This window comes from Bacillus cereus group sp. MYBK95-2 (assembly GCF_051915225.1).
Lineage (GTDB): Bacteria > Bacillota > Bacilli > Bacillales > Bacillaceae_G > Bacillus_A > Bacillus_A cereus.
Map to the genome: position 1 here is coordinate 40,955 of NZ_JBQAEH010000004.1, position 24,514 is coordinate 65,468.

Consider the following 24,514-nt stretch of genomic DNA (forward strand, 5'->3'; position numbering starts at 1 on the left):
CCTCATTAAAGCGAGGGCTTATTTTTTTATTCTTGATAAGAATGCTCTAATTCATCAATTAATGAACCAACGTAAGAAACAGCTTTACGGATTGTATCTGGTTTTGACATATCTACTCCGGCATGTTTCATTAGTTCAAGTGGTTTCATTGTACCACCAGCACGAAGCACATCTAACCAGCGATCAATAGCAGGTTGTCCTTCCTCTTTAATCATTTGAGCTACTGCAGTGGATGCAGTGAGGCCTGCGGAATATGTATAAGCATATAGACCCATATAATAATGAGGCTGACGCATCCAAGTTAAGCCCGCACCTTCATCGATTTCTACAGAATCTCCCCAGAATGTGGAAAGGACATTTGTTTTAATTTCAGTTAAAGTTGTAGCTGTAAGGGCCTGTCCTTTTTCTGCTAGAGCATATACTCTACGTTGATATTCACCCTCAAGTAAATGAGTAACAAAGTTGTGATAATATGTGCCAAGTAGTTGTAGAATGACCCATCTGCGCATTCTCTTTTCGTCAGTAGTCGCTAGTAAATGCTGAGCTAATAGTAATTCATTCATGGTTGATGGTGCTTCAACAAAGTACATAGATGGGCGTACGTTCATGATACGTTGGTTTTTATTTGCTAAATAGAAATGACCAGCATGTCCAAATTCATGTGCTAATGTAAAGCATCCACGCATCGTATTTTGCCATGTAATTAAAATATAGGGATGAGAGCCGTATGGAATTGAGCAAAATGCCCCTGTTGATTTGCCTACGTTATCTGCAAGATCTACCCATCTTTCTTTGAATCCTTTTTGGATTATGGAACTATATTCATCGCCTAATACTTTTAAAGAATCTTGAATGAGCGTGCCTGCTTCTTCATAAGTAATCGCCGGATTAAATTCGGGATCTAAAGGTGCATGTAAGTCGCAGAAAAGCATTTGATCGAGTCCTAATACTCTCTTTTTTAAATCTGCAAAACGGCGCATATGAGGTGCTAGTTCTTTATAAATAATATCAAGTTGGTTGTTATACATTTCAAGTGGAACCTTTTGTGGTTCTAATAGCATATGAGTAACGGATTCATATTTACGTAAACGAGAAAGTGTTACTTGTTTTTTTACTTCAGTAGCATATGTTGTGGCAATTGTATTTTTATATCGTTTTAGTGTGGAAACAAATGATGAATATGCTTTTCGACGTATATATGTGCTTGGAGAAAATTCATATTTGCTTTCAAATAATGAGAATGAAACAGGAAGTTCGTTTCCTTGTTCGTCTTGTATAGAAGTGAAATCCATATCGGCCAATTTAGTCATGCCGTAAATTTTGTATGGAGAACTATGAACTTCGCCAAGTGCAGCAAGTGCTTCTTCTGTTTCAGGAGAGAGTGTGTGCTGTCTTTTTTGTAGTATTTCTAGTAAAGATTTACGGAAAGGTTCGAGTTTTGTTTCTTCAGTTAAACATCTTTCAATTGTTCCTTCGTCGAATGAGAGGATTTCATTATGAATAAAGGATAGTGCAGTATGTACTTTCGTCCATAAAGCAGAAATTTTGGAAGAGTTCGCTTGAATACTTGGATTTGTACGATCAGTAGCTTCTTTTAAATTTGCATATGAGTACAGTTTTGTTAACGTCATTAAAAGCTCTTCTTCTAAAAGTAGGCAATTTAATAAAGTGTGGGAGCTAGTATGTAAATGCCCTTTAAATGAATCAAGTTTCTGTATATCATTTTCCAATGCGTTTAATGCAGTATGCCATTCGGCATCAGAATTATACAAATCGGATAAATCCCATGTTAGTTCAGCGGGTACCTCTGCGCGATTAAGGCGATTTTCTATTACATTTTTCAAGTCGTATCTCCCCCTTATTAAGACTATCTAAACACATAATACTAGAAAATTCAGTTAAATTAAAATATTTTACATTTTCATATACAAAAAAGAAGGACAAGCATGAAAATGCTTGTCCTTCGAGTTAATTTAAGAATTAATATACTTTGTCACCATTGAAAATCGAGTTTTTCACGACAACATAATCTACAGTACGAATAGCGTCTAATTTTGTTCCGCCAGCGTAAGAGATAGAAGATTGAAGATCTTGTTCCATTTCGATTAACGTATCTTCTAAAGAACCTTTATGCTCAACGAACATTTTCTTACCTTCAACGTTTTTCTTCTCACCCTTTTGGAATTCAGAAGCAGAACCGAAGTATTCTTTATAAAGTTTTCCATCTCTTTCAATTGTTTCCCCTGGAGACTCTTCGTGACCAGCAAATAGAGAACCGATCATGACCATAGTTGCCCCAAAGCGAATAGATTTAGCTACGTCGCCGTGTGTACGAATACCACCATCAGCGATAATTGGCTTACTTGCAGCTTTTGCACACCAGCGAAGTGCAGCTAGCTGCCAACCACCAGTTCCGAAGCCTGTTTTAATTTTAGTAATACAAACTTTACCAGGTCCAATACCAACTTTTGTTGCATCGGCACCAGCATTTTCTAATTCTCTTACCGCTTCTGGAGTTCCAACGTTTCCAGCGATAACGAAGCTCTCTGGTAAATGTTTTTTAATATGTTGAATCATGTTGATCACAGCATTAGAATGACCGTGTGCGATATCAATCGTGATATATTCAGGTGTAAGTTGCTCAGCAGCTAATTGTTGTACGAATTCATATTCGTCCTCTTTTACACCAACGCTGATAGAAGCGATTAATCCACGTGATTGCATATCTCTAATGAATGAGATTCGTTTCTCTGGTTGGAAACGATGCATGATATAAAAGTAGTTGTTCTCAGCTAAATAAGTTGCAATTCTTTCATCAATAATCGTTTGCATATTTGCAGGCACGACAGGTAATTTAAATTTATGTTTTCCTAAAGTGACAGTTGTATCACATTCAGAGCGGCTATTTACAATACATTTTGCAGGAATTAATTGAATATCTTCATAGTCAAATACGTTTTCCATCATTTACACCCCTAAAATACGAATATTTTATTTTTATTAATCAAAAATGTTCGTCCATATGATAATTTACATTATTTTTATTAAGAAGTCAAAGGATTTCTTAACATTTTTTAAAAAAGTAGATTTTACATCTGAAAAAAAACGTTAAAAACGAATTTAAAACATTTTTTTGTTTTTATTGTTCGTTTATGGGAAGGGTTGAAAAATTAAGATAATTATACAAGGTTGTATGTATTCTTTTTATTTTTTTGATTGGATGTAGGATACTATAAAAAGGTTAATGCTAACAATACGAGCAAAAGATGTTATCAAGTAGTTGAACAATATATGAAATGAAAAGGTTTATTTCTATATAAAAAGATGAATCTGGCATGATTCACCTTTTATGTGAGGTTTCAAGTATAATAAGTAGGGTGATAGTAACGTATACAAAAGATAAAAAAGAAAATAATACAGAATAAAATGAGGTTAATATATGAGTAAAAAAAGTTTTTCTGATTATAAATTAAGTAAGGAAATTGTAAGGGCACTTACTGGGTTAGGGTATGATCATCCAACAGAAGTACAAGGTGAGGTTATTCCAGTTGCATTACAAAAGAAGGATCTTGTTGTGAAGTCCCAGACTGGAAGTGGAAAAACAGCTTCATTTGGTATTCCACTTTGTGAAATGGTGGAGTGGGAAGAGAATAAACCACAAGCATTAGTTTTAACACCAACGAGAGAGCTTGCGGTACAGGTAAAAGAAGATATTACAAATATAGGTCGATTCAAAAGGATTAAGGCTGCGGCAGTTTATGGGAAATCTCCATTTGCACGTCAAAAATTAGAATTAAAGCAAAAGACACATATTGTAGTTGGGACTCCTGGTCGTGTGTTGGATCATATTGAGAAGGGTACCCTTTCTTTAGAGTGTTTGAAGTATTTAGTTATTGATGAAGCAGATGAGATGCTAAATATGGGCTTTATCGATCAAGTAGAGGCAATTATTGATGAATTACCTACAAAAAGAATGACGATGTTATTTTCAGCAACACTTCCAGAAGATGTTGAGAAATTGTCTCGTACATATATGAATTCACCAACTCATATTGAAATTAAAGCGGCTGGGATTACGACGGATAAAATTGAACATACTCTTTTTGAGGTGATAGAAGACGAGAAGCTTTCACTACTTAAAGATGTAACAACGATTGAGAATCCTGATAGCTGTATTATTTTCTGCCGTACACAAGAAAATGTAGATCATGTATATAGACAATTAAAACGAGCTAACTATCCCTGTGACAAAATACATGGTGGTATGGTACAAGAAGATCGTTTTGAAGTCATGGATGATTTTAGAAAAGGAAAATTCCGTTATTTAGTAGCAACAGATGTAGCTGCGAGAGGAATTGATATTGATAATATTACACATGTTATTAATTATGATATTCCACTTGAAAAAGAAAGCTATGTACATCGTACTGGAAGAACGGGACGAGCTGGAAATAGTGGAAAAGCTATTACATTTATAACACCATATGAAAATAGATTTTTAGAAGAGATTGAGGAGTATATTGGATTTGAAATTCCAAAGGCAATTGGACCTTCAAAAGAAGAAGTTATGAAAGAGAAAGCTGCATTTGAAGAAAAGCTACATGCTAAACCAATTATAAAGAAAGATAAAAATGCAGACATCAACAAAGGCATTATGAAGCTGTACTTTAATGGCGGGAAGAAAAAGAAAATTAGGGCGGTAGATTTCGTCGGTACAATTGCTAAAATTAAAGGTGTTACAGCAGAAGATATAGGTATTATTACGATACAAGATAATGTTTCTTATGTTGAAATATTAAATGGAAAAGGACCACTCGTCTTGAAAGTCATGAAGACTACAACGATTAAAGGGAAACAACTAAAAGTTCATGAAGCAATTAAGTAAATAAAAAACTATCCACTTTAATAGGTGGATAGTTTTTTATTTATGATTCTTTTAAATCATCCACTAGTTGCTCCGCTAAACGTCTATACATATTACTCATAGTCACGAAGGATGTTAGTAGTAGAAATTTTTCTAGCTTTGTATCTTCTAAGGAAGAAATCTCATTTACTTCTGTAACACGGTTATTTACGTCTTGTTTAAAGCTTTCGACATTGCTTTCAGTAAGAGCAAGATAATTTTTGTATAACGTATTTAATTCGAATGAATCATCATTTAATAAGGAGTCATTTATAGTTTCTAATGAACTTTTTATATCGTTAATGGAGAGAGCTCCCTTTAATTGATAAATTAGGCTAATTAAAATCATATGCTCTTTTGAATACTTTTTATTTTTGATGGGGATGAATAGTTTTCCTTTTGCGTAATTATTAATCATGGTTTTAGTTAATACTTTTTCATCATCAGTTCTCGTTGTATCTGCATAAGTATTCTCAAATAGTTGAACAACTTGATCTACATATAAGTCAACATTTGGAATATCCTCAAGTTTAATGTTTTTTTCTAAATGCAATGTCTCAAGTAATTCATTTATATTTTCCACGTAGAATCCCTCACTTTTATAACTTAGTGGAACTTAATGTTTAATATATCTTTAAATATGGTATTACGAAACAAATGAATTGTAAATGTTGACCTTAAAAAGAAATGTGTATATAATTACATGTAGTTATCAAAACTACATGTAATTATATGAGGGGTGTTATTATGAATACTTATGTAAGGGAACCGGTTAATGCATTTACTCACTTAGGTGGAGCAATATTATCATTTATTGCCTTATTAGCTATGCTTGTGAAAGTTTCTATCAAGATGCCATCATTTGCTGCAATTACAGCTGTTATTTTGTTTGGTATTGGAATGATGGTCCTTTATACGGCGTCAGCTGTGTATCATAGTGTTGTGGCCAATGAACGTGTTATTTACTTCTTTAGGAAGCTAGATCATTCTATGATTTTTATATTAATTGCAGGTACATATGCACCCTTTTGCTTAATTACATTAAATTCAGCAAGTGGTTTACTATTATTTTGTTTAGTCTATGCAACTGCGATTTGTGGCATTGTATTTAAAATGTTTTGGTTTAATTGTCCAAGATGGTTATCGACAGCAATTTATATTACGATGGGTTGGTTAATTGTGTTATTCTTTGCACCGTTAGCTGAGAATTTAAGTACAGGAGGCATTATTTTCTTAGTACTTGGGGGCATTTTTTATACAATTGGTGGATTTATTTATGGAACAAAGCCAAAATGGTTAGAGTTTAAATATATGGGGCATCATGAAATTTTTCATGTTTTTGTATTATTAGGTAGTCTTGCGCATTTTCTAAGTGTATATTGTTATGTAATTTAATAAAAAAAAGCCACATAATAAAAATTATGTGGCTTTTTTTTATTACCTGATTAGAATCGTATATGTTATAAATTTATTATGGGATAAAATGTAAGTTTCTGTGTTCGCATGTTAAACATAGGATAAGAAATATGTGATATACTTTGAGAAGTTTATAATGAATGAAATATGGAGGACTATAATTATGGCAATACTTGTAACAGGTGGAGCAGGATATATTGGTAGTCATACATGTGTAGAATTACTAAATAGCGGTTACGAAGTTATAGTAGTGGATAATCTTTCGAATAGCTCGGTAGAATCTATAAATCGAGTGAAAGAAATAACAGGAAAACAATTTAAGTTTTATAAAGAAGATGTTTTAAATCGCGAAGCGCTTGACGCAATTTTTGAAGAAAATGCAATTGAAGCAGTTATTCACTTTGCAGGATTTAAAGCTGTAGGGGAGTCAGTAGCGATTCCATTAACATATTATCATAACAACATTACAAGCACGTTAGTGCTATGTGAAGTAATGCAGAAACATAATGTAAAGAAGATAATCTTTAGTTCATCTGCAACTGTATATGGTATCCCGGAAACGTCACCGATTACGGAGGAGTTTCCATTAAGTGCAACAAATCCATATGGTCAAACGAAATTAATGATTGAGCAAGTTATGCGTGATGTAGCATTTGCAGATGCAGAATGGAGTATCGCATTACTTCGCTATTTCAATCCATTTGGTGCACACGAAAGTGGGCGTATCGGAGAAGATCCAAATGGAATCCCAAATAACTTAATGCCATATGTAACGCAAGTAGCGGTAGGTAAGTTAAAAGAATTAAGCGTATTCGGAAATGACTATCCAACGAAAGATGGAACAGGAGTCCGTGATTACATCCATGTTGTGGACTTAGCAAATGGTCACGTAAAGGCGCTTGAGAAAGTACTGAGTACAACGGGAGTAGATGCTTATAACCTGGGAACAGGTATGGGCTATAGTGTACTAGAGATGGTTGAAGCGTTTGAAAAAGTTTCGGGTAAGAAAGTTCCTTATAAAATTACAGAGCGTCGCCCAGGTGATGTGGCAGTATGTTTTGCTGATGCATCGAAAGCAAAGCGTGAATTAGGCTGGGAGGCAACACGCGGATTAGAAGAAATGTGTGCAGATTCTTGGAAATGGCAATCAAATAATAAAAATGGCTATTTAGAAGTTTAATGATGAATATAAAAAAATGACCTTTGCATAAAAGCAAGAGGTCATTTTTTATTAATTTTATTAGCGAACCTAGAAAAGAGCGTTCGCTGTTTTAAATGATGTGATTTTACAATATCTTATGCTAGAAGGTAGTAGAATGAGATAGAGGAATGTATTATTTTATTAATTTTTTATAGAAATTGAAAGCGTATTATTGAAAAGTATTCCAACACTTGTATCATTGATAGAGTCCGTTTATAATCAAGGAATCCTAGTTCATGTTTTAATAGGATTATTTATTATTGAAAGCGTTTTAAGTTCGCTCCTTTTTGAGGTAGGAGGTCTGACTTATTTGAATGAAAAATTATGTATGTAGTTTTAAATGGGAAGAAAAATAATATAAGTATCACTTTATAGTGTGGGGAGGTTAAAAGTGTGAAAGGTAAAGATTTTCACACGAATATATATGGGTTATGTAGGATTATTACTTTCAGGGGCAGCTTTATTTTTAAATAGTCTTGTTATATTAGGGAAAGCAGAGATGAAAAGTGCGGGTGTTTTTAATTTATTTGTGGGTGCACTACAAATTATTATTCCGTTTTATTTGATCATGATTTCTGACCAAAGCAATTGGACAGTGTATTCATATGCGGCTACTTTCTTATTTGGATTAACTTATTTATATGTAGGTGTTACTTTTATAAAAGGAATGGATAGTAGTGGTCTAGGATGGTTTTGTATTTGGGTAGCAATTATAGCCTTATTCTATATGGTTGTTTCATTTGTTCAATTCCATGATGTTGTTAATGCGTTAACGTGGTTTATGTGGGCATTACTTTGGTATTTATTCTTTGTATTAAATACACAAAAGAAGAACATTAATCAATATCTTGGAAGGATTGCCTTCGTACAATCATGGGTAACATTGACTTTACCTTCACTCTTTTATTTTATGGGAGTGTGGGGAGAGGGATTTGTATATGAACTATGGGTTTATGTATCAGTAATTTCTATTTTGTACTTCTGTTATTGTATTTATAAATATCGAGTACGTTAATATATTTTCTGTAGAAAAGCATGGAATCGTTAAACGAATTCCATGCTTTTTATATGTTGGCACTTATAATAGAGAGGTAGTATTTTACAATTTGCTAAAATGGGGATGATGAAGTTGAAAAAAGTATTGGCGCTAGGGGGAACAAGATTTTTTGGTAAACATTTAGTAGAAGCACTTTTGCAAGAGGGGCACGATGTAACGATTGCGACGAGGGGAGTTACTGAAGATTCTTTTGGTAGCGCAGTAAAAAGAATAATTATTGATAGAGAAGATGGAAAGCTACTAGAAAAGTGTCTAGAAGGAAAAAGTTATGATATTGTATACGATAATTTATGCTATAGCTCGAATGCAGCGAAGATAACATGTGAAGTGTTACGAGGGAAAACGAAGAAATATGTTATGACATCTTCAATGGCCGTCTATGAACCTGCCCTAAGCTTATCAGAAGAAGACTTTAATCCGTACGATTATGCAATCGCGTATGGAGATAGGAATGACTTCAATTATGGTGAAGGAAAGAGATTAGCTGAAGCCGTTGTATTTCAACAAGCAACATTCCCAGTTGTTGCAGTTCGTTTTCCAGTTGTTATTGGAGAAAACGATTATACGAAAAGGTTACAATTTTACGTTGAATGTATTGTGAACCAAAAACCTATCGTTGTGGATCATGTAGATGGAACTTTGTCATTTATACATGAAAAAGAGGCAGGAGAGTTTCTAGCTTGGTGCGGAATGGAAAATGTGAAAGGGCCAATTAACGCCTGTAGTAACGGGGTAGTTTCTACGGAAGAAATTATTCATTTCATAGAAGAGAAGACAGGAATAAAAGCACTCATTCAGAAAGCTGGGGAAAATATAGCTCCTTATAATGAGGTAACTAACTGTACATTACATAATGGAAAGGCTCGTGAATTCGGATTTTTGTTCCGAGAGCTGAAACTAGAAATGAAAAATGTTTTAAAACATTATATAAATACAATGAAGTAATCATAAATCCCCCGGTGGCAATCCGGGGGATTCTGGAGGATTTCGACAATACTGATTTTACATTACCAAATTTACCTTATACGTACGACTAATGTTTTTGTGATTGAATTGCTTGTAAATACTTCTCGTTTACTTGGTCCCAGTTTACTGTATGCCACCAGTTGGTAACAAACTCTGGGCGCCTATTTTGATACTTTAAATAATAAGCATGTTCCCATACATCAATTACGAGTAAGGGGATTTTCCCTTCTTGCAAAGGCGTATCTTGATTTGGTGTACTCATAACAGAGAGTTCCTCACCGTCAAGAACAAGCCATCCATAGCCACTTCCAAAACGACTAATAGCTGCTTTGGAAAGTTGATCTTTTAAGTTGTCAAAGGTATTGAAATAATAATCAATTACTTTTGCAACGTCTCCATTAGGCTCACCGCCACCTCGTGGGCTCATCACTTCCCAAAAAAGACTATGACAATAGTGACCGCCACCGTTATTTCGTACAGCTGTAACAATTTCCTTCGGTAAAGTATCTAAATTACATAGCAATTCTTCTAAAGATTTATTATGTAATTCAGTATAATTTTCTAAAGTAGCATTTAAATTGTTTACGTATGTCGCATGGTGCTTTCCATGATGAATGGAAAGTGTATTGCTATCAATATGTGGCTCTAGTTCATCATAGTCATATGAAAGCTTTGGCAATTGAAATGAAGACATAACATTACCTCCTTTCTATTTAAAAAGTTGGTCTAGGTAAAAATACTTTACCTGAGTCAAAAATACACCCATTTTCCATATAAGTCAATAGTAAGTCAATTAATTTTCTGAAAAATATTACAATAAAAGTAACACTCTCACTTTCATTTGTGACTCCTATCCTTTTTGCTTATACTGTAAAGTAGCAGGGGTTTGTTGAAATAGAAGGAGATTGTTTATGAGTAAAACGAAACAATTAATAGAAGAAGCAAGTAATTTTATTACGATTTGTTATAAGGAGCTTCATAAAGAACAATTGATAGAAGAACGTATAAAAGAAATTCAAATTGAGATAGAGAAGACAGGGACATATGAGCATACATTTGAAGAACTTGTTCATGGTTCACGAATGGCATGGCGTAACAGTAATAGATGTATTGGAAGACTATTTTGGAGTAAGATGCACATATTAGATGCGCGCGAAGTAAATGATGAAGAGGGTGTATATAATGCATTAATTCATCATATTAAATATGCAACGAACGACGGGAAAGTTAAACCAACCATTACGATTTTTAAGCAATATCAAGGTGAAGAAAATAATATAAGAATTTATAATCACCAATTGATTCGATATGCAGGATATAAAACAGAAACGGGAGTGATTGGTGATTCTCATTCCGCTACATTTACGGACTTTTGTCAGGGGCTTGGTTGGCAAGGAGAAGGTACGAATTTCGATGTATTGCCACTTGTGTTCTCTATAAACGGGAAGGCACCTACATATAAAGAAATTCCGAGAGAAGAAGTAAAAGAAGTGCCAATTGAACACCCAGAATACCCTATTTCATCACTTGGAGTGAAATGGTATGGTGTTCCAATGATTTCAGATATGCGTTTAGAAATTGGCGGTATTTCTTATACAGCCGCTCCGTTCAATGGATGGTATATGGGAACAGAAATTGGGGCGCGCAACTTAGCAGATCATGATCGTTATAATTTACTTCCGGCTGTTGCGGAGATGATGGATTTAGATACATCGAGAAACGGTACCTTATGGAAAGATAAGGCGCTAATTGAGTTGAATATTGCCGTACTACACTCCTTTAAAAAACAAGGAGTTAGTATTGTTGATCACCATACTGCTGCACAACAATTTCAGCAATTTGAGAAGCAAGAAGCTGCTTGTGGTCGTGTTGTAACAGGTAATTGGGTATGGCTTATTCCGCCATTATCTCCAGCTACCACTCACATTTATCATAAACCGTATCCGAATGAAATTTTGAAGCCAAATTTCTTTCATAAATAATATTTAGTGCAGTTTTTTTCTGCAAAATATATTTTTTTTAATTACTGTTATGTAGCAAATGGAAGCCTTTACTCTCGGTTATTTTTGGAAGAGGCTTTTTGAACCAAGGAGTACCTTATGTTATAATCAAATTTCTGTTTCGAAGACCTTATAGAAATATAAGGTCTTTTGTTTTGCTTTTTTATGTAAGAGGAAGAGAATTTTTCTTTTTAATAAGGGATTTGGCATATTTTTAGGGACAACATAAGTATGTGGGAAGTCGATAAAATGTTATGCATATATAATTATTATGTTTTAGGTTTAAACAATAAAACATAATAAAGTTGTTTTTTTAGATTGCTGAGGAAGGAGGAAGTATAAATGAGGATGAAGAGTCGAAAAACTGATTGGCCTGTATTTATTATTAGTGGTGGTTCACTTTTATTATTTGTAATTGCAGTTTTTTTGAACAAGGATTATGTAGAGAGTGCGATTAATAAAAGTTTCGCTTTTTCAATTAAATATTTCGGTGCCTTCTGGCAAGTTTTATTATTAGGTACATTTATTGTTGCGATGTGTATGGCTTTCTCCAAATATGGGAGAGTTAAGCTTGGGGGATTAGAAAAACCTGAGATTAGTACGGCAAAATGGCTTGCTATTATTATGTCTACATTACTTGCTGGAGGTGGCGTTTTTTGGGCAGCAGCAGAGCCAATGTATCATTTGATGACGGTGCCACCAATACATGATGGTATATCTGCTGGAACGAAAGAAGCAGTCATGCCTGCTTTAGCACAAAGTTATATGCATTGGGGATTTTTAGCATGGACGATTTTAGGTACAATTAGTGCGGTAGTTATGATGTATGGACATTATCATAAAGATATGCCGCTAAAACCTCGAACACTTTTATATCCTATTTTTGGGGAAAAATTAAGAAAGAGCCTGCTTGGAACGATAATTGATGCAGCTGCAATTATTGCAGTAGCTGCAGGTACAATTGGCCCAATTGGATTTTTAGGTTTACAAGCAAGTTATGGATTACAAGAATTATTTGGAATTTCTGATGTGTTTACTACTCAATTAGCAATTATTGTTTGTGTGGTGGCCGTGTCTACCATATCGGCAGTAACAGGTATTGATAAAGGGATTCAAATTATAAGTAATTTAAATGTTAGATTAGCAATTGTGTTAATGGCATTCATATTACTATTTGGGCCAGGTGGATTTATTATTGATTCGTTTGTTTCTTCGTTTGGATTTTATGTAAATGAGTTTATACCGATGAGCACATACCGTGGTGATACAAGTTGGTTAGGATCTTGGACAATCTTTTTCTGGGGATGGTTTATTGGATACGGACCAATGATGGCAATTTTAGTGAGTCGAATTTCAAGAGGGAGAACGATTCGAGAAATCATCGTTGCAATTGGAATTATCGCACCTATTATTACAACATTTTGGTTTACTATATTAGGTGGATCAGGCGTGTTTTATGAGTTGATGAATCCTGGGTCTATCTCGGACGCATTAAGTGAATCTGGTATGCCGGCAGCTATGATTGCAATTACAGGGCAATTGCCACTTTCTAATATTATTGGACCAGCATTTCTTTTATTAACAATTTTATTTGTAGTGACAACAGGAGATTCAATGGCGTATTCCATTTCAATGGCAGTGACTGGAGACGGAGATCCTAGAATTAGTTTGCGAATTTTTTGGTCGCTTATTATGGGCGCAGTTGCAGCAATTCTTTTATATATGGGTGAAGGAAGTATTAATGCGCTACAATCGTTTATCGTGGTGACGGCAGTTCCGGTATCAATTTTGTTATTCCCAATGCTATGGTTAGCGCCTAAAGTTGCGGGAGAATTAGCATTAAAACAAGGTATTGTAAAAGAAGAAGATAAAACTGCATTCTTATTTCAGAAGGCTAGTAAATCAAAATAAATAAAAACGTAAAAGAGGAAGCATCTTAAATGAGATGCTTCCTCTTTTACGTTTAATCTAATACTTTTCCCTTTGTTTCTGGTACACATAGTAGCATTGTAATTAACCCGATTGGGTAGATGATAAAAATCAAGGACAATGCTCCAAGTAGGTTGCCACCTGTAGCAAGTAAGCCAATAATAACAGGCCCAAATCCAGCTAGTCCACGTCCTGTACCGAAAATAAAGTTTTCGGCGGTAGAGCGAGCTTCAGCAGGATAGTTTTCAGCTAAAATTGCTCCAAATCCTCCCATCATTCCATTTGCAAAGAATCCAAGCAATGCACTTCCCCATAATAATAATGTTGAATCTGTGAATAAGAAGAAGTAAATGAGACAGTATACTGTACCGCCAATATAATAGATTGCAAAAGTTTTACGTCGACCAATTTTATCAGCTAGAATACCAAAGATTGCAATTCCAATTAGCATACCGATGGTAGAAATGAACATCCAGCCACTTGCTTTTGCTAATGTATAGTTATATTTATTTGCTAAAATAGTGGGCATCCATGTGAAGATTCCGTAATATCCGAAGTTTTGGATGAACGACATAATAATAAGACCAATTGTTGTAATTGTTACTTTTTTATTGGCAAATAACTTTCGAAGTGGAAATTTTTTTATATGTTTTAGTTGTTCTGCTTCAGTAGTTGTTAATTTACCTGCAGCTTCTTTTTGCAATAGCTCCTTTTTGTAGCGTTGTTTTTGCTCCCATATTTTCGGTTCACTTAAACTTTTACGGACATAGACAGCTAGTAAAGCTGGAATTAATCCAAATAAGAAAACGGCTCTCCATCCAAAGTGTGGGACAATAAATGCTGGAAGGAGTGAAGCAATCAGTACACCAAATTGCCATCCAAGTGCAACAACAGATGTCGCTTTAGCGCGCATTTCTTTAGACCATGTTTCTGTTACGATGGCCATTCCGATTCCGAATTCACCACCAACTCCCATTCCAACTAAAAAGCGCAGAATTAATAATTGCCAGTAGTCTGTTGCGAAATAAATGAGTGCGGTTGCTAGTGAAAACAGTAAGATTGTGAAGGCCATTGTACGAATACGGCCAAATAAATCAGCAATAAATCCAAATAAATAAGAACCAATTAACATTCCTATTGTGGTAGCTAAAGTTAAGTTTCCACCTTCAACAGGACTTAAGTGAAACTCTTTTAAAATATAGACAAGTACGAACGATAATAGCAACATATCTAAACCTTCTGCTGCATATCCTAGCGCAGAACCAAATAATGTTTTATATCTTTTCGCTTTTGTCTCCTCTGTTGTTTGTTGTACATCAGTAGTGACGTTCATTATTACTCCTCCTTATTTTCTACAGTCGCTATGGAAGAATAACAAAAGGCCTTCTCACCTGATATGATGAGAAGGCCAAAAAAGCATACGTATCCCCAAGAAAAGAACATACGTATATTGTATTCCGACTTCCTTCTCAACCTCACGGGGTTGGGTTAAAGGACTGTATTATATTACTTTATTTTTAGCACTCTTCTATATGTATTGTCAAATAAAGAGGAAGTTATTATGTGTAAAATATTTCAAAAAACATTTCGTTCTTCTTGACGCCGACTTCATTATTTTCCCATAATAAAACTAACTAAATAAAAAGGAATGAATCAAAGATGCTAAATTTAGTACTCATGATGATTGAACGAGTCGGACTTATAGTTATTTTAGGATTTTTACTCTCTCATATTAAAACTTTCAGACGCCTCCTTCATAAACAGGATGGCTATGTAGATAAGCTTAAGCTTATTTGTATTTTTTCGGTATTTACAATTGTAAGCAATTACACTGGGATTGAAATAGCAGGAAATACGATTATGAATGAAAATTGGTTACAAGGTGTTTCATCATCGAGTACCATTGCGAATACACGTATTATGGGTGTTGGAATTAGTGGATTGCTTGGTGGTCCTATCGTCGGAATTGGGGTAGGATCAATTGCTGGTATTCACCGTTATATGCTTGGAGGGACGACAGCTCTAAGTTGTGCAATCTCGTCAATTTTAGCAGGTGTTATAACGGGGTATATTGGATACATTTTCAAAAAGTATAATCGTACAATTACTCCTAAGTTTTCAGCGATTTTAAGTGTTTTTATCGTTTCTTTAGAAATGATTATGATCCTATTAATTGTAGAGGATGGAATGAGCATTGTGAAAACAATTGCGATACCAATGATCCTTGTAAATAGTTTTGGAAGTTTTATTTTACTTTCTATGATACAAGCTATTTTGCGTCAGGAAGAGAACGCAAAGGCACTTCAGACTCATAAGGTATTACGTATTGCAGATAAAACGTTACCATATTTTCGCCAAGGCTTAACAGAAGAATCATGTAAGCATGTGGCACAAATTATTCACCGTTTTACAGGAACAGATGCGGTATCCTTAACAGATACAGAGAAAATATTAGCTCATGTTGGATTAGCATCAGATCACCATATTCCTTCACATAGTTTAATAACTGGTTTGTCGAAAGAAGTTTTACATACAGGGCAAATAATGAAAGCAAAATCACGTGAGGTCATTAATTGTCAACATGAAGGATGCCCTTTGCAAGCGGCGATTGTTATTCCACTAACTTCGCATGGAAATACGATAGGGACATTAAAACTGTATTTTAAAAATCCTAACCAGTTAAGTCGCGTTGAAGAAGAATTAGCAGAAGGGTTAGCAAAAATATTCTCCACGCAGTTAGAGTTAGGAGAAGCTGAGTTGCAAAGTAAATTACTTCAAGATGCAGAGATAAAAGCATTACAAGCGCAAATTAACCCGCACTTTTTATTTAATGCGATTAATACAGTATCAGCTTTATGCCGAACAGATGTAGAAAAAGCAAGGAAGTTATTATTACAGCTTAGCGTATATTTCCGATGTAATTTGCAAGGGGCACGTCAGTTATTGATTCCACTAGAACAAGAATTAAACCATGTACAGGCATATCTATCCTTAGAACAAGCAAGGTTCCCAAATAAGTATGAGGTAAAGATGTATATTGAGGACGAGCTAAAGACAACTTTAGTACCACCATTTGTTCTTCAACTATTGGTTGAAAATGCATTGCGACACGCTTTTCCGAAGAAGCAACCAGTATGTGAAGTAGAAGTGCATGTTTTTGAAAAAGAGGGTATGGTTCATTTTGAAGTAAAAGATAATGGACAGGGAATTGAGGAAGAACGTTTAGAACAATTAGGAAAGATGGTAGTTTCGTCAAAGAAAGGGACTGGAACAGCTTTATATAATATTAATGAACGTCTTATTGGATTATTTGGAAAAGAAACGATGCTTCATATCGAAAGTGAATTAAATGAGGGGACAGAGATTACTTTTGTTATTCCAAAAAAAGTAGGGGAGGAAGAGCCGGGTGTTAAAAGTATTAGTAGTTGACGATGAAATGTTAGCACGTGATGAACTAAAGTATTTATTAGAGAGAACGAAAGAAGTTGAGATAATTGGTGAGGCTGATTGTGTGGAAGACGCATTAGAAGAACTAATGCAAAGTAGACCAGATATTGTGTTTTTAGATATTCAATTATCCGATGATAACGGATTTGAAATCGCCAATATATTAAAGAAGATGAAAAATCCACCTGCAATTGTATTTGCTACTGCCTATGATCAATATGCACTGCAAGCATTTGAAGTAGATGCGTTAGACTACATTTTAAAACCATTTGATGAAGAGCGTATTGTGCAGACATTAAAGAAGTATAAAAAACAAAAACAATCGCAAATAGAAACGAAGCACGAAATAAAGGGGACAGATGTAACAGTAGAGATGCATAAATTAGCATTACCAATTGAAGAATCAATCGTACTTGTTAATATTGAAGATATTGTATATGTAGGACTTGTGGACGGAAAAGTGACAGTAAAAACAATGAGGGAAACATATGTAACACACGATACACTTGTGATTTTGGAAAAGAAGTTGCCGCAAGTAAGTTTCATGCGTGTTCATCGTAGCTTTATTGCAAATATTAATCATATTACTGAAATTCAGCCATGGTTTAACTCTACTTATAATTTAATTATGAAAGAAGGATCAAAAGTACCTGTTAGTCGTACATATGCAAAAGAACTCAAGAAGCTGCTTCGTATTTAAGGAGCAGCTTTTGTATTTCATCCTTTTATATTTGTAACTGATTCTGTATATTTGACGTTCCGTTATGTAAACGCTTACTTAGGCGGTTATATCCTATACAATAAAGGTACCAAATCGAAAGAGGTGGCCAAAATGAGTACGAAAAAAGTATATAGTTTCTTATCACAAGCATTCATATTTTCAGCTATTATGTTAATTTCTAATATTATTGCAACACATTTACCAATTCCAATGCCTTCATCGGTAATCGGGTTAGTTATTTTATTTAGTCTATTATGTTTAAAAGTTATTAAATTGGAGCAAGTTGAATCACTCGGAACAGCTTTAACAGGTATTATTGGATTCTTATTCGTCCCATCAGGTATTTCAGTTATTAATTCTCTTGGTGTAATGGGGCAATACTTTGTACAAATTTTAACTGTAATTGTTGTAGCGACAGTTATTTTACTCGCTGTAACAGGATTATTTGCACAATTTATTTTAGGAAAAGATGAAAAAGAAACAGAAGATATAAAAGAATTGAAAGTAGTAAATAAAGGACGCAAGCACGGAAAGGTTGCGTAACCATTGTATTTATATATTGTTGGGAGGTAATGAACATGGCAAGCACAATGACTCCATATTTCGGAATCGTCGTTTCATTAATCGCATACGGAATCGGAACATTATTATTCAAGCATTCAAAAGGGTTCTTCCTATTTACACCATTATTCGTAGCGATGGTATTAGGGATTGTATTTCTAAAGGTAGGTAACTTTACTTTTGAAGAATATAATACTGGCGGAAAAATGATTAGTTTCTTCTTAGAGCCAGCAACAATTGCATTCGCTATCCCACTATATAAACAAGTTGATAAGTTGAAAAAATATTGGTGGCAAATTTTATCAGCTATCGTGGTTGGATCTATTTGCTCAGTAATTGTCGTGTTCATTGTTGCAAAAGCAATCGGTTTAGATACAGCAGTAATGAATTCAATGCTACCACAAGCAGCAACAACAGCAATTGCGTTACCAATTTCAGAAAGTATTGGTGGTATTCCAGCAATTACATCGTTTGCAGTTATTTTCAACGCAGTTATCGTATACGCATTAGGAGCATTATTCTTAAAAACATTTAGAGTGAAACATCCGATTGCAAAAGGTTTAGCACTTGGAACAGCGGGTCATGCATTAGGAGTTGCAGTAGGAATTGAAATGGGTGAGGTAGAGGCAGCGATGGCAAGTATTGCTGTAACGGTAGTTGGGGTTGTAACAGTAGTTGTCATCCCAATGTTCATGCCATTCATTGGATAGTAAAACTTACTTAAAAAATAAGAAAAGCAAGCTATTTGTAGGACAGATTTCTACTGATAGCTTGCTTTTTATGTTACAGTAGTGGTAAGACCTATTTAAAAAAATGTAAGTTTCCTTAAATCTTCATTAATACTATGTAGAATACGTTTTGAATTAGGTCATTGTATTGTAAAATAAGAAGTAAGCTACTATATACCTGTTAAAGTAGGCATATAATGAGTTTATAAAAATCTTAATATGAATGAATAATTGAAAGTAGAAAAGAGAGAGAAATCTACTTATTAACGTTTTAGTTTATAGGACAGGAGAGAGTATTCGTCGATTATGCAAATAAAAAACCTGTTTCAAAGCAAAGGATTTCAGAGGTTACTCGTATTAGTAATACTTGCTCTCGTGTTATACGGGCTGCAAAGTATGTTGAATTTAATATTAATTACGTTTATTCTCACGTATTTAATGGATCGATTCCAAAAGTTTATTTCACGCAAATTAGATCATTTCATGCCTATTAATCGAAAAATTATTATAGCATTTCTATATGTAATGTTAATTGGTGGAATTGCTATTACGCTATTTAAATATTTACCAGTATTGACGATACAAATTTCACAACTGATTTACCAATTCAATGTATTTTTAAGAAACCCACCAGATAGTGAACTAATTAAGTATGCAGTTAATGCTGTCAATCATATGGAGCTTTCTAAATATGTAGGACAAGGCGTAGACATTTTGTATAAATCGATTACGAATGTTGGTAAATTTGGCCTTCAAGTTTTACTTTCTTTAATTTTGAGTTTGTTTTTCTTATTAGAAAAATCTCGTATTGTCGGTTTTACTGCAAAGTTTAAAGAAAGCAGGCTTGCAATTTTCTATACTGAAATTGAGTACTTCGGAAAGAAATTTGCACGTTCATTTGGAAAGGTAATCGAAGCGCAATTTTTAATTGCTGTTGTTAACTGTGTTCTTTCAGTTATTGCATTATGGATATTAGGATTCCCACAATTATTAGGTTTAGCGTTAATGATTTTCTTGCTGGGCTTAATTCCAGTAGCGGGGGTTATCATTTCGTTATTCCCACTTTGTATGATTGCTTACAATATTGGCGGTATCATGTACGTTGTTTATATTTTGGTTATCGTAACAGTGATTCATGCGCTTGAAAGTTACGTATTAAACCCGAAGTTTATGTCGCAAAAAACAAATTTACCGATTTTCTATACATTTATGGTATTAATCTTCTCAGAACACTTCTTAGGTGTATGGGGATTAATTATCGGTATTCCAATCTTCATCTTCTTATTAGATGTTTTAGACGTGACAAGTGATGAAATGGAGAAGGATGTTGGAAAAAATAAAGTGAAGTAAAGAAAAAGCATCGATGTTCGGTGCTTTTTCTTTTATAATATGATGTTTCTTATGCCATACTGTAAGCAGAACATAGAATAGGGGTGAAGTAATGGCTGTAAATGAAAAGATAGAATTGGCTACATTTGCTGGAGGGTGCTTCTGGTGTATGGTTTCGCCATTTGAAGAGATGGAAGGGATTATAAAGGTTGTTTCTGGCTATACAGGTGGTCATAAAGAGAATCCAACGTATAAAGAAGTATGTTCAGAAACGACGGGACATTATGAGGCAGTACAAATTACATTTGATGCAAATAAAATGCCGTATGAGGAATTGTTAAATATATATTGGAGACAAATTGATCCGACCGATATTGGTGGACAATTCCACGACCGCGGACAGTCTTATGAAACGGTGATTTTTTATCATAATGAAGAACAACATAAAAAAGCAGAGGCCTCAAAAGAAGAGCTTGAGCAGAGTGGACGCTTTTCAAAACCAATTGCGACAAAAATACTACCAGCAGCTACATTTTATCCAGCTGAAGAATATCACCAAGGATACCATAAGAAAAACACATTCCGCTATGAGTTATATCGTAAAGGCTCAGGACGAGATGCTTTTATTAAGCAACATTGGCCAAAGGATAATGCTCATTTAAAAGAAAAGCTCAATGAGATGCAGTATTATGTAACACAGGAAAATGGTACAGAACCACCATTTCGAAATGAGTATTGGAACCATAAAGAGGAAGGTCTTTATGTAGACATCGTTTCAGGTGAGCCGTTGTTTACTTCTCTAGATAAATTTGATAGTGGATGTGGATGGCCTAGTTTTACAAAACCAGTGATGTCAGCAAGTGTGAAAGAAAAGATGGATGTGAGTCATAATATGACACGTACAGAAGTGAGAAGTAAAGAAGGAGATTCACATCTTGGGCACGTATTTCCAGATGGTCCAGGACCAAATGGCCTTCGTTACTGTATTAATTCCGCAGCTCTTCGATTTATTCCAAAAGAGGAATTAGAGAAAGAAGGCTATGGCGATTTCCTAATCTTGTTTGGAAATAAAAAATAACCTCGCAGTTAGCGAGGTTATTTTTTTGTTATTTTGTTTTTTTCTTTTTAAATTTGCTTAATACTTCATAAACGATTGGAACAATAAGAAGTGTTAATAACGTTGAACTTGTTAATCCACCAATTACCGTTACGCCAAGTCCTTTAGAAATTAAGCCACTACCTTCAAATCCTAATGCAAGCGGGATAAGAGCACCGATTGTTGCAATTGCAGTCATTAAAATTGGACGAAGGCGTGTTGCACCAGCTTCTAATAAAGCTTCACGTGTTGATAGTCCTTCATTTTCCTTATGAATAACGCGGTCGATAAGCACGATTGCGTTTGTTACAACGATACCGATTAACATAAGCGCACCAATCATTGCAGATACACTTAATGTTTCACCAGAGATTAATAAGGCAACAAGAGCCCCAATAATTGTAAATGGTAGCGAGAATAAAATTGCGAATGGTGCTAGGGCACCACCAAATGTAACGACAAGAACGAAGTATACAATGGCAATCGCAGCTAACATCGCTAAGCCAAGTTGTTTGAATGATTCTTCAATATCTTTAGTAACACCGCCCATAGAAACATCTACACCAGAAGGAAGATCCATTTTATCTACTTCTTTTTGTACTGCAGCAGATGCTTTTGAAACGTCATCAGATGTTAATTTGGCACTAACCTCTGCATAAACACGTCCATCTCGGTGTGTTACTGTATTCGATGTTTCACCTTCTTTTACAGTCATAACATCTTTCACAGCTACTTCATTACCAAGTGGTGTTGTAATTTTGCGATTTGTTAAGTCATCGATTGTTTCATAATTTTGTTTTTCAGCTTCTACATATACATTGATATCTTTACCGTCTTTTTTAATTGTTGTCAGAACAGGGCGATCATGTTGATTAGAAAGTCCCATTCCAATTTGAGCAGCCGTTAAGCCCATTTTACTCAGCTTTTCTTGATCTGCGACTAAAGTGTACTCTGCATATGTTTTTGCAATACTAGAATCTATATCTTTTAAGTCTTTATTTTTCTTCATGATATTTTGAATATCTTTTACGACAGGTTTAATGTCTTCTGAGCTATCTCCATAAACGTATAGTTTAATTTCGTTACTACCGCCACTTGCTCCGAAGTCTTGGTTTTTCCATTCGCCTTTGCCAGACATCTTCTGTAAATCTTTAACGACTTGTTCTTTCTCTTTTTCAAAGTTTTTCGTGTCGTTATCATATTGCACGAAGAACATTGCTTGGTTTGATTGACCAGGACTCATTGGATTCTCTCCACCTAATGAGAACTGAATTGTTTTGACGTCTTTATTATCTTGGAAGTGCTTCTCAGCTTTTGTTGCAATTTTTTCAACGTCTTCTAACGTTTGACCTGGTTCAGGATTATATGTTGCAATAATCATTTTTTCTTCTTCAGAAGGTAAGAAACTTACACCGATAACTGGTACAAGTGCAAGACTACCAACTAATAGAAGGACAGCGATACTTGATGTAATAATTTTGTGATTTAAAGCCCATGCAAGTATGCGTTTATACCCATTTGCTAATTTACTTGGTTTTTCTTCATGATGTACTTCTTTTTCCCTCATGCTCTCTTTCTTAAATAAGGAATGAGCTAGCATCGGTACGATTGTAACTGCTACTAGTAATGATGCTAATAAAGCGAAGACGATAGTTAAGGCGAATGGTAAGAACATTTCACCAATCATACCTTTTACTAGTCCAAGCGGTAAAAATACAGCAATTGTTACAATGGTGGAAGACATAATTGGGATAAACATTTCTTTCGTAGCTTCACGAATTAAATCTTTTCCACGTAATTTCTCTTCTGATAACGACATACGTCGGTAAATATTTTCAATAACAACAATTGAGTCATCGACAACGCGGCCTATAGCAACGGTCATTGCTCCAAGTGTCATAATGTTAAGCGTAATATCCATTTGCTTTATGACTAAAACAGCAATTAATAAAGAAAGTGGTATTGAAACGACAGAAATTAACGTTGTTCGAATATTTCGTAGGAACAGCATAATAATAACAATCGCAAAGATAGCGCCGAAAATTGCTTTGCTCAGCATTGTTTCAACTGATTTTTCAATAGGTGCACCTTGGTCGAATGTTGAAATGATCTCTAAATCTTTATATTTTTTCTCAAGATCTTTTACTTTATCTTTTACTGCATTTACAACATCAACTGTATTTGCATCAGAGGCCTTCACAATTTGAATTCCAATTGCTTCTTTTCCATTTGTTCGAGAAATAGATTCTGCTTTCCCAACTTCTTTAATGTCAGCAATTTCGTCTAATGTAACTGTTGGAATCCCGTTCATAGCAGCTGGATTCATTTGCGGCGTTTGTGCACCAGCGCCAGCATTTTGACTACCTTGACCGTTAGGTGAGGAAGGTATAGCTGGGATTTTAAGTTCTTTTAACGCTTTAATCGTTGTAATATTGCCATCTACAACAACTGATTTTTCCGTGTCTTTAAATGTGTATAAGCCAAGTGGTAAAGATACATCCGATCCCTTAATCACATTTTTTACGGTATCTTCACTTAGTCCTAGTTCTTTCATTTTATCTTTCTTGAAGACAAGCTGTACTTCATCTACTTGTTGGCCAGCAATTTGAACAGATGCAACACCATCAAGTCCTTTTAATCCTGGTACAACATTTTTTTCTACATTTTCAGTTAAGGTAGCTAAAGATTCATTCTTACTTGCCACGCTTAACGAAATAACTGGAAAGGCATTGAAGTTTACTCGTGAAACTTTAGGATCTTTAACACCTTCTGGGAGTTTTACATTTGTGAGAGCTTCTTTAATTTCTGTTTCTGCTTTTTCCATATTTTTATCAAAATCGTATTCTACTTGAATAGAAGATGCGTTTTGAAAAGATGATGAACTCACAACGTTAACACCGCTTAAATTTTGTAGTTGTTCTTCCATCGGCTTTGAAACTTTATCAGCTACTTCTTCTGGTGTAGCACCAGGATAGACCGTAGTTACTGTCACAATCGGTGTTGTAATATCAGGGATTGTTTCCAGCTTCATATTGAGTCCAGAGTAGATCCCCGCAATAGTAACAATAATGGTTAGTAGCCAAACTGCGAACTTATTTTTTAACGAGAAATTGATGATTTTGTTCATGTTTGCGCTCCCTTTTTATTATATTGACCAACT

At 34.7% G+C, this 24,514-nt stretch carries 19 protein-coding genes and 1 pseudogene; 14 read left to right on the top strand and 6 right to left on the bottom strand.

The features are described from left to right. Positions 1-26: 26 nt before the first annotated feature. Together pepF and guaC are read right to left on the bottom strand one after the other, a co-directional pair. Positions 27-1,844 (bottom strand): oligoendopeptidase F, encoded by a 1,818-nt coding sequence (gene pepF / locus ACTFN4_RS14840; RefSeq protein ID WP_439962497.1) that lies wholly within the window; start codon positions 1,842-1,844, stop codon positions 27-29. A gap of 136 nt (positions 1,845-1,980) precedes the next feature. After that, on the bottom strand, positions 1,981-2,964 hold the full coding sequence (gene guaC / locus ACTFN4_RS14845; RefSeq protein WP_000432447.1) for a GMP reductase: 984 nt from the start codon (positions 2,962-2,964) through the stop codon (positions 1,981-1,983). A 475-nt stretch (positions 2,965-3,439) separates the two neighbouring features. On the opposite strand from guaC, the gene ACTFN4_RS14850 reads away from it, so the two are divergent. After that, positions 3,440-4,885, top strand: a complete 1,446-nt coding sequence (locus tag ACTFN4_RS14850; RefSeq protein ID WP_000039351.1) for a DEAD/DEAH box helicase — start codon at positions 3,440-3,442, stop codon at positions 4,883-4,885. A 40-nt stretch (positions 4,886-4,925) separates the two neighbouring features. Here ACTFN4_RS14850 and ACTFN4_RS14855 read toward each other — a convergent pair whose 3' ends face one another. After that, positions 4,926-5,486 carry a DUF1836 domain-containing protein gene (locus ACTFN4_RS14855; protein ID WP_000427879.1) on the bottom strand — a complete coding sequence of 187 codons (561 nt, stop codon included), beginning with the start codon at positions 5,484-5,486 and terminating at the stop codon, positions 4,926-4,928. Between the two features lie 164 nt (positions 5,487-5,650). On the opposite strand from ACTFN4_RS14855, the gene trhA reads away from it, so the two are divergent. The 4 genes from trhA (at position 5,651) to ACTFN4_RS14875 (ending at position 9,522) form a co-directional block, all read left to right on the top strand. Then, on the top strand, positions 5,651-6,298 hold the full coding sequence (gene trhA / locus ACTFN4_RS14860) for a PAQR family membrane homeostasis protein TrhA (RefSeq protein ID WP_001099728.1): 648 nt from the start codon (positions 5,651-5,653) through the stop codon (positions 6,296-6,298). A gap of 184 nt (positions 6,299-6,482) precedes the next feature. Further along, on the top strand, positions 6,483-7,499 hold the full coding sequence (gene galE / locus ACTFN4_RS14865; RefSeq protein WP_439962498.1) for a UDP-glucose 4-epimerase GalE: 1,017 nt from the start codon (positions 6,483-6,485) through the stop codon (positions 7,497-7,499). A 445-nt stretch (positions 7,500-7,944) separates the two neighbouring features. Further along, positions 7,945-8,535 (top strand): AmiS/UreI family transporter, encoded by a 591-nt coding sequence (locus tag ACTFN4_RS14870; RefSeq protein ID WP_000542569.1) that lies wholly within the window; start codon positions 7,945-7,947, stop codon positions 8,533-8,535. A 99-nt stretch (positions 8,536-8,634) separates the two neighbouring features. After that, entirely contained in the window at positions 8,635-9,522 is an 888-nt protein-coding gene (locus tag ACTFN4_RS14875) for an NAD-dependent epimerase/dehydratase family protein (RefSeq protein WP_410989381.1), read from the top strand. 88 nt (positions 9,523-9,610) lie between these two features. Here ACTFN4_RS14875 and sodA read toward each other — a convergent pair whose 3' ends face one another. After that, complete coding sequence (gene sodA / locus ACTFN4_RS14880; RefSeq protein WP_000094042.1) at positions 9,611-10,237, bottom strand: superoxide dismutase [Mn]; 627 nt, start codon at positions 10,235-10,237, stop codon at positions 9,611-9,613. A 217-nt stretch (positions 10,238-10,454) separates the two neighbouring features. On the opposite strand from sodA, the gene ACTFN4_RS14885 reads away from it, so the two are divergent. Together ACTFN4_RS14885 and ACTFN4_RS14890 are read left to right on the top strand one after the other, a co-directional pair. Further along, entirely contained in the window at positions 10,455-11,525 is a 1,071-nt protein-coding gene (locus ACTFN4_RS14885) for a nitric oxide synthase oxygenase (protein ID WP_000047627.1), read from the top strand. Positions 11,526-11,885: 360 nt separating this feature from the next. Further along, the gene (locus tag ACTFN4_RS14890; protein WP_001242442.1) at positions 11,886-13,454 is read left to right on the top strand and encodes a BCCT family transporter; all 1,569 of its coding nucleotides are present in this window, start codon (positions 11,886-11,888) and stop codon (positions 13,452-13,454) included. Positions 13,455-13,506: 52 nt separating this feature from the next. Here the strand turns inward: ACTFN4_RS14890 and ACTFN4_RS14895 are convergent, their stop codons facing one another. Further along, complete coding sequence (locus tag ACTFN4_RS14895) at positions 13,507-14,805, bottom strand: MFS transporter (protein WP_001103412.1); 1,299 nt, start codon at positions 14,803-14,805, stop codon at positions 13,507-13,509. 326 nt (positions 14,806-15,131) lie between these two features. Between ACTFN4_RS14895 and lytS the strand changes: the two genes are divergently transcribed. The 7 genes and pseudogenes from lytS to msrB all read left to right on the top strand — a co-directional run bounded on the left by lytS (position 15,132) and on the right by msrB (position 21,336). Further along, the gene (lytS, locus tag ACTFN4_RS14900; RefSeq protein ID WP_000933564.1) at positions 15,132-16,901 is read left to right on the top strand and encodes a two-component system sensor histidine kinase LytS; all 1,770 of its coding nucleotides are present in this window, start codon (positions 15,132-15,134) and stop codon (positions 16,899-16,901) included. Beyond that, positions 16,879-17,619 carry a LytR/AlgR family response regulator transcription factor gene (locus ACTFN4_RS14905; RefSeq protein ID WP_000921843.1) on the top strand — a complete coding sequence of 247 codons (741 nt, stop codon included), beginning with the start codon at positions 16,879-16,881 and terminating at the stop codon, positions 17,617-17,619. Before lytS ends, ACTFN4_RS14905 begins: the two co-directional genes overlap by 23 nt. A 132-nt stretch (positions 17,620-17,751) precedes the next feature. Beyond that, entirely contained in the window at positions 17,752-18,183 is a 432-nt protein-coding gene (gene lrgA / locus ACTFN4_RS14910; protein ID WP_000104900.1) for an antiholin-like murein hydrolase modulator LrgA, read from the top strand. A 35-nt stretch (positions 18,184-18,218) separates the two neighbouring features. Beyond that, a complete protein-coding gene (gene lrgB / locus ACTFN4_RS14915; RefSeq protein ID WP_000168869.1) occupies positions 18,219-18,911 on the top strand; it encodes an antiholin-like protein LrgB in 693 nt (230 codons plus the stop codon). A 324-nt stretch (positions 18,912-19,235) separates the two neighbouring features. Then, positions 19,236-20,279 carry an AI-2E family transporter gene (locus ACTFN4_RS14920; RefSeq protein ID WP_001166010.1) on the top strand — a complete coding sequence of 348 codons (1,044 nt, stop codon included), beginning with the start codon at positions 19,236-19,238 and terminating at the stop codon, positions 20,277-20,279. Positions 20,280-20,370: 91 nt separating this feature from the next. After that, positions 20,371-20,838: pseudogene (gene msrA / locus ACTFN4_RS14925) on the top strand (peptide-methionine (S)-S-oxide reductase MsrA); the annotation flags it as partial. Between the two features lie 45 nt (positions 20,839-20,883). Then, positions 20,884-21,336: a peptide-methionine (R)-S-oxide reductase MsrB gene (gene msrB / locus ACTFN4_RS14930; protein ID WP_224201069.1), complete on the top strand. Its 453-nt coding sequence runs from the start codon at positions 20,884-20,886 to the stop codon at positions 21,334-21,336. 28 nt (positions 21,337-21,364) lie between these two features. Here msrB and ACTFN4_RS14935 read toward each other — a convergent pair whose 3' ends face one another. After that, positions 21,365-24,481, bottom strand: coding sequence for an efflux RND transporter permease subunit (locus tag ACTFN4_RS14935; protein WP_001033493.1), 3,117 nt, complete (start codon positions 24,479-24,481; stop codon positions 21,365-21,367). Positions 24,482-24,514: the final 33 nt, after the last annotated feature.

Excerpts from the sequence above, each read along its gene's own strand:
- ACTFN4_RS14920 (WP_001166010.1), top strand. The coding sequence starts at position 19,236 with ATGCAAATAAAAAACCTGTTTCAAAGCAAAGGATTTCAGAGGTTACTC.
- ACTFN4_RS14890 (WP_001242442.1), top strand. The coding sequence starts at position 11,886 with ATGAGGATGAAGAGTCGAAAAACTGATTGGCCTGTATTTATTATTAGT.
- ACTFN4_RS14885 (WP_000047627.1), top strand. The coding sequence starts at position 10,455 with ATGAGTAAAACGAAACAATTAATAGAAGAAGCAAGTAATTTTATTACG.
- ACTFN4_RS14875 (WP_410989381.1), top strand. The coding sequence starts at position 8,635 with ATGGGGATGATGAAGTTGAAAAAAGTATTGGCGCTAGGGGGAACAAGA.
- lytS (WP_000933564.1), top strand. The coding sequence starts at position 15,132 with ATGCTAAATTTAGTACTCATGATGATTGAACGAGTCGGACTTATAGTT.
- lrgA (WP_000104900.1), top strand. The coding sequence starts at position 17,752 with ATGAGTACGAAAAAAGTATATAGTTTCTTATCACAAGCATTCATATTT.
- trhA (WP_001099728.1), top strand. The coding sequence starts at position 5,651 with ATGAATACTTATGTAAGGGAACCGGTTAATGCATTTACTCACTTAGGT.
- lrgB (WP_000168869.1), top strand. The coding sequence starts at position 18,219 with ATGGCAAGCACAATGACTCCATATTTCGGAATCGTCGTTTCATTAATC.
- sodA (WP_000094042.1), bottom strand. The coding sequence starts at position 10,237 with ATGTCTTCATTTCAATTGCCAAAGCTTTCATATGACTATGATGAACTA.
- ACTFN4_RS14850 (WP_000039351.1), top strand. The coding sequence starts at position 3,440 with ATGAGTAAAAAAAGTTTTTCTGATTATAAATTAAGTAAGGAAATTGTA.
- guaC (WP_000432447.1), bottom strand. The coding sequence starts at position 2,964 with ATGGAAAACGTATTTGACTATGAAGATATTCAATTAATTCCTGCAAAA.
- ACTFN4_RS14870 (WP_000542569.1), top strand. The coding sequence starts at position 7,945 with ATGGGTTATGTAGGATTATTACTTTCAGGGGCAGCTTTATTTTTAAAT.
- galE (WP_439962498.1), top strand. The coding sequence starts at position 6,483 with ATGGCAATACTTGTAACAGGTGGAGCAGGATATATTGGTAGTCATACA.
- ACTFN4_RS14895 (WP_001103412.1), bottom strand. The coding sequence starts at position 14,805 with ATGAACGTCACTACTGATGTACAACAAACAACAGAGGAGACAAAAGCG.
- ACTFN4_RS14935 (WP_001033493.1), bottom strand. The coding sequence starts at position 24,481 with ATGAACAAAATCATCAATTTCTCGTTAAAAAATAAGTTCGCAGTTTGG.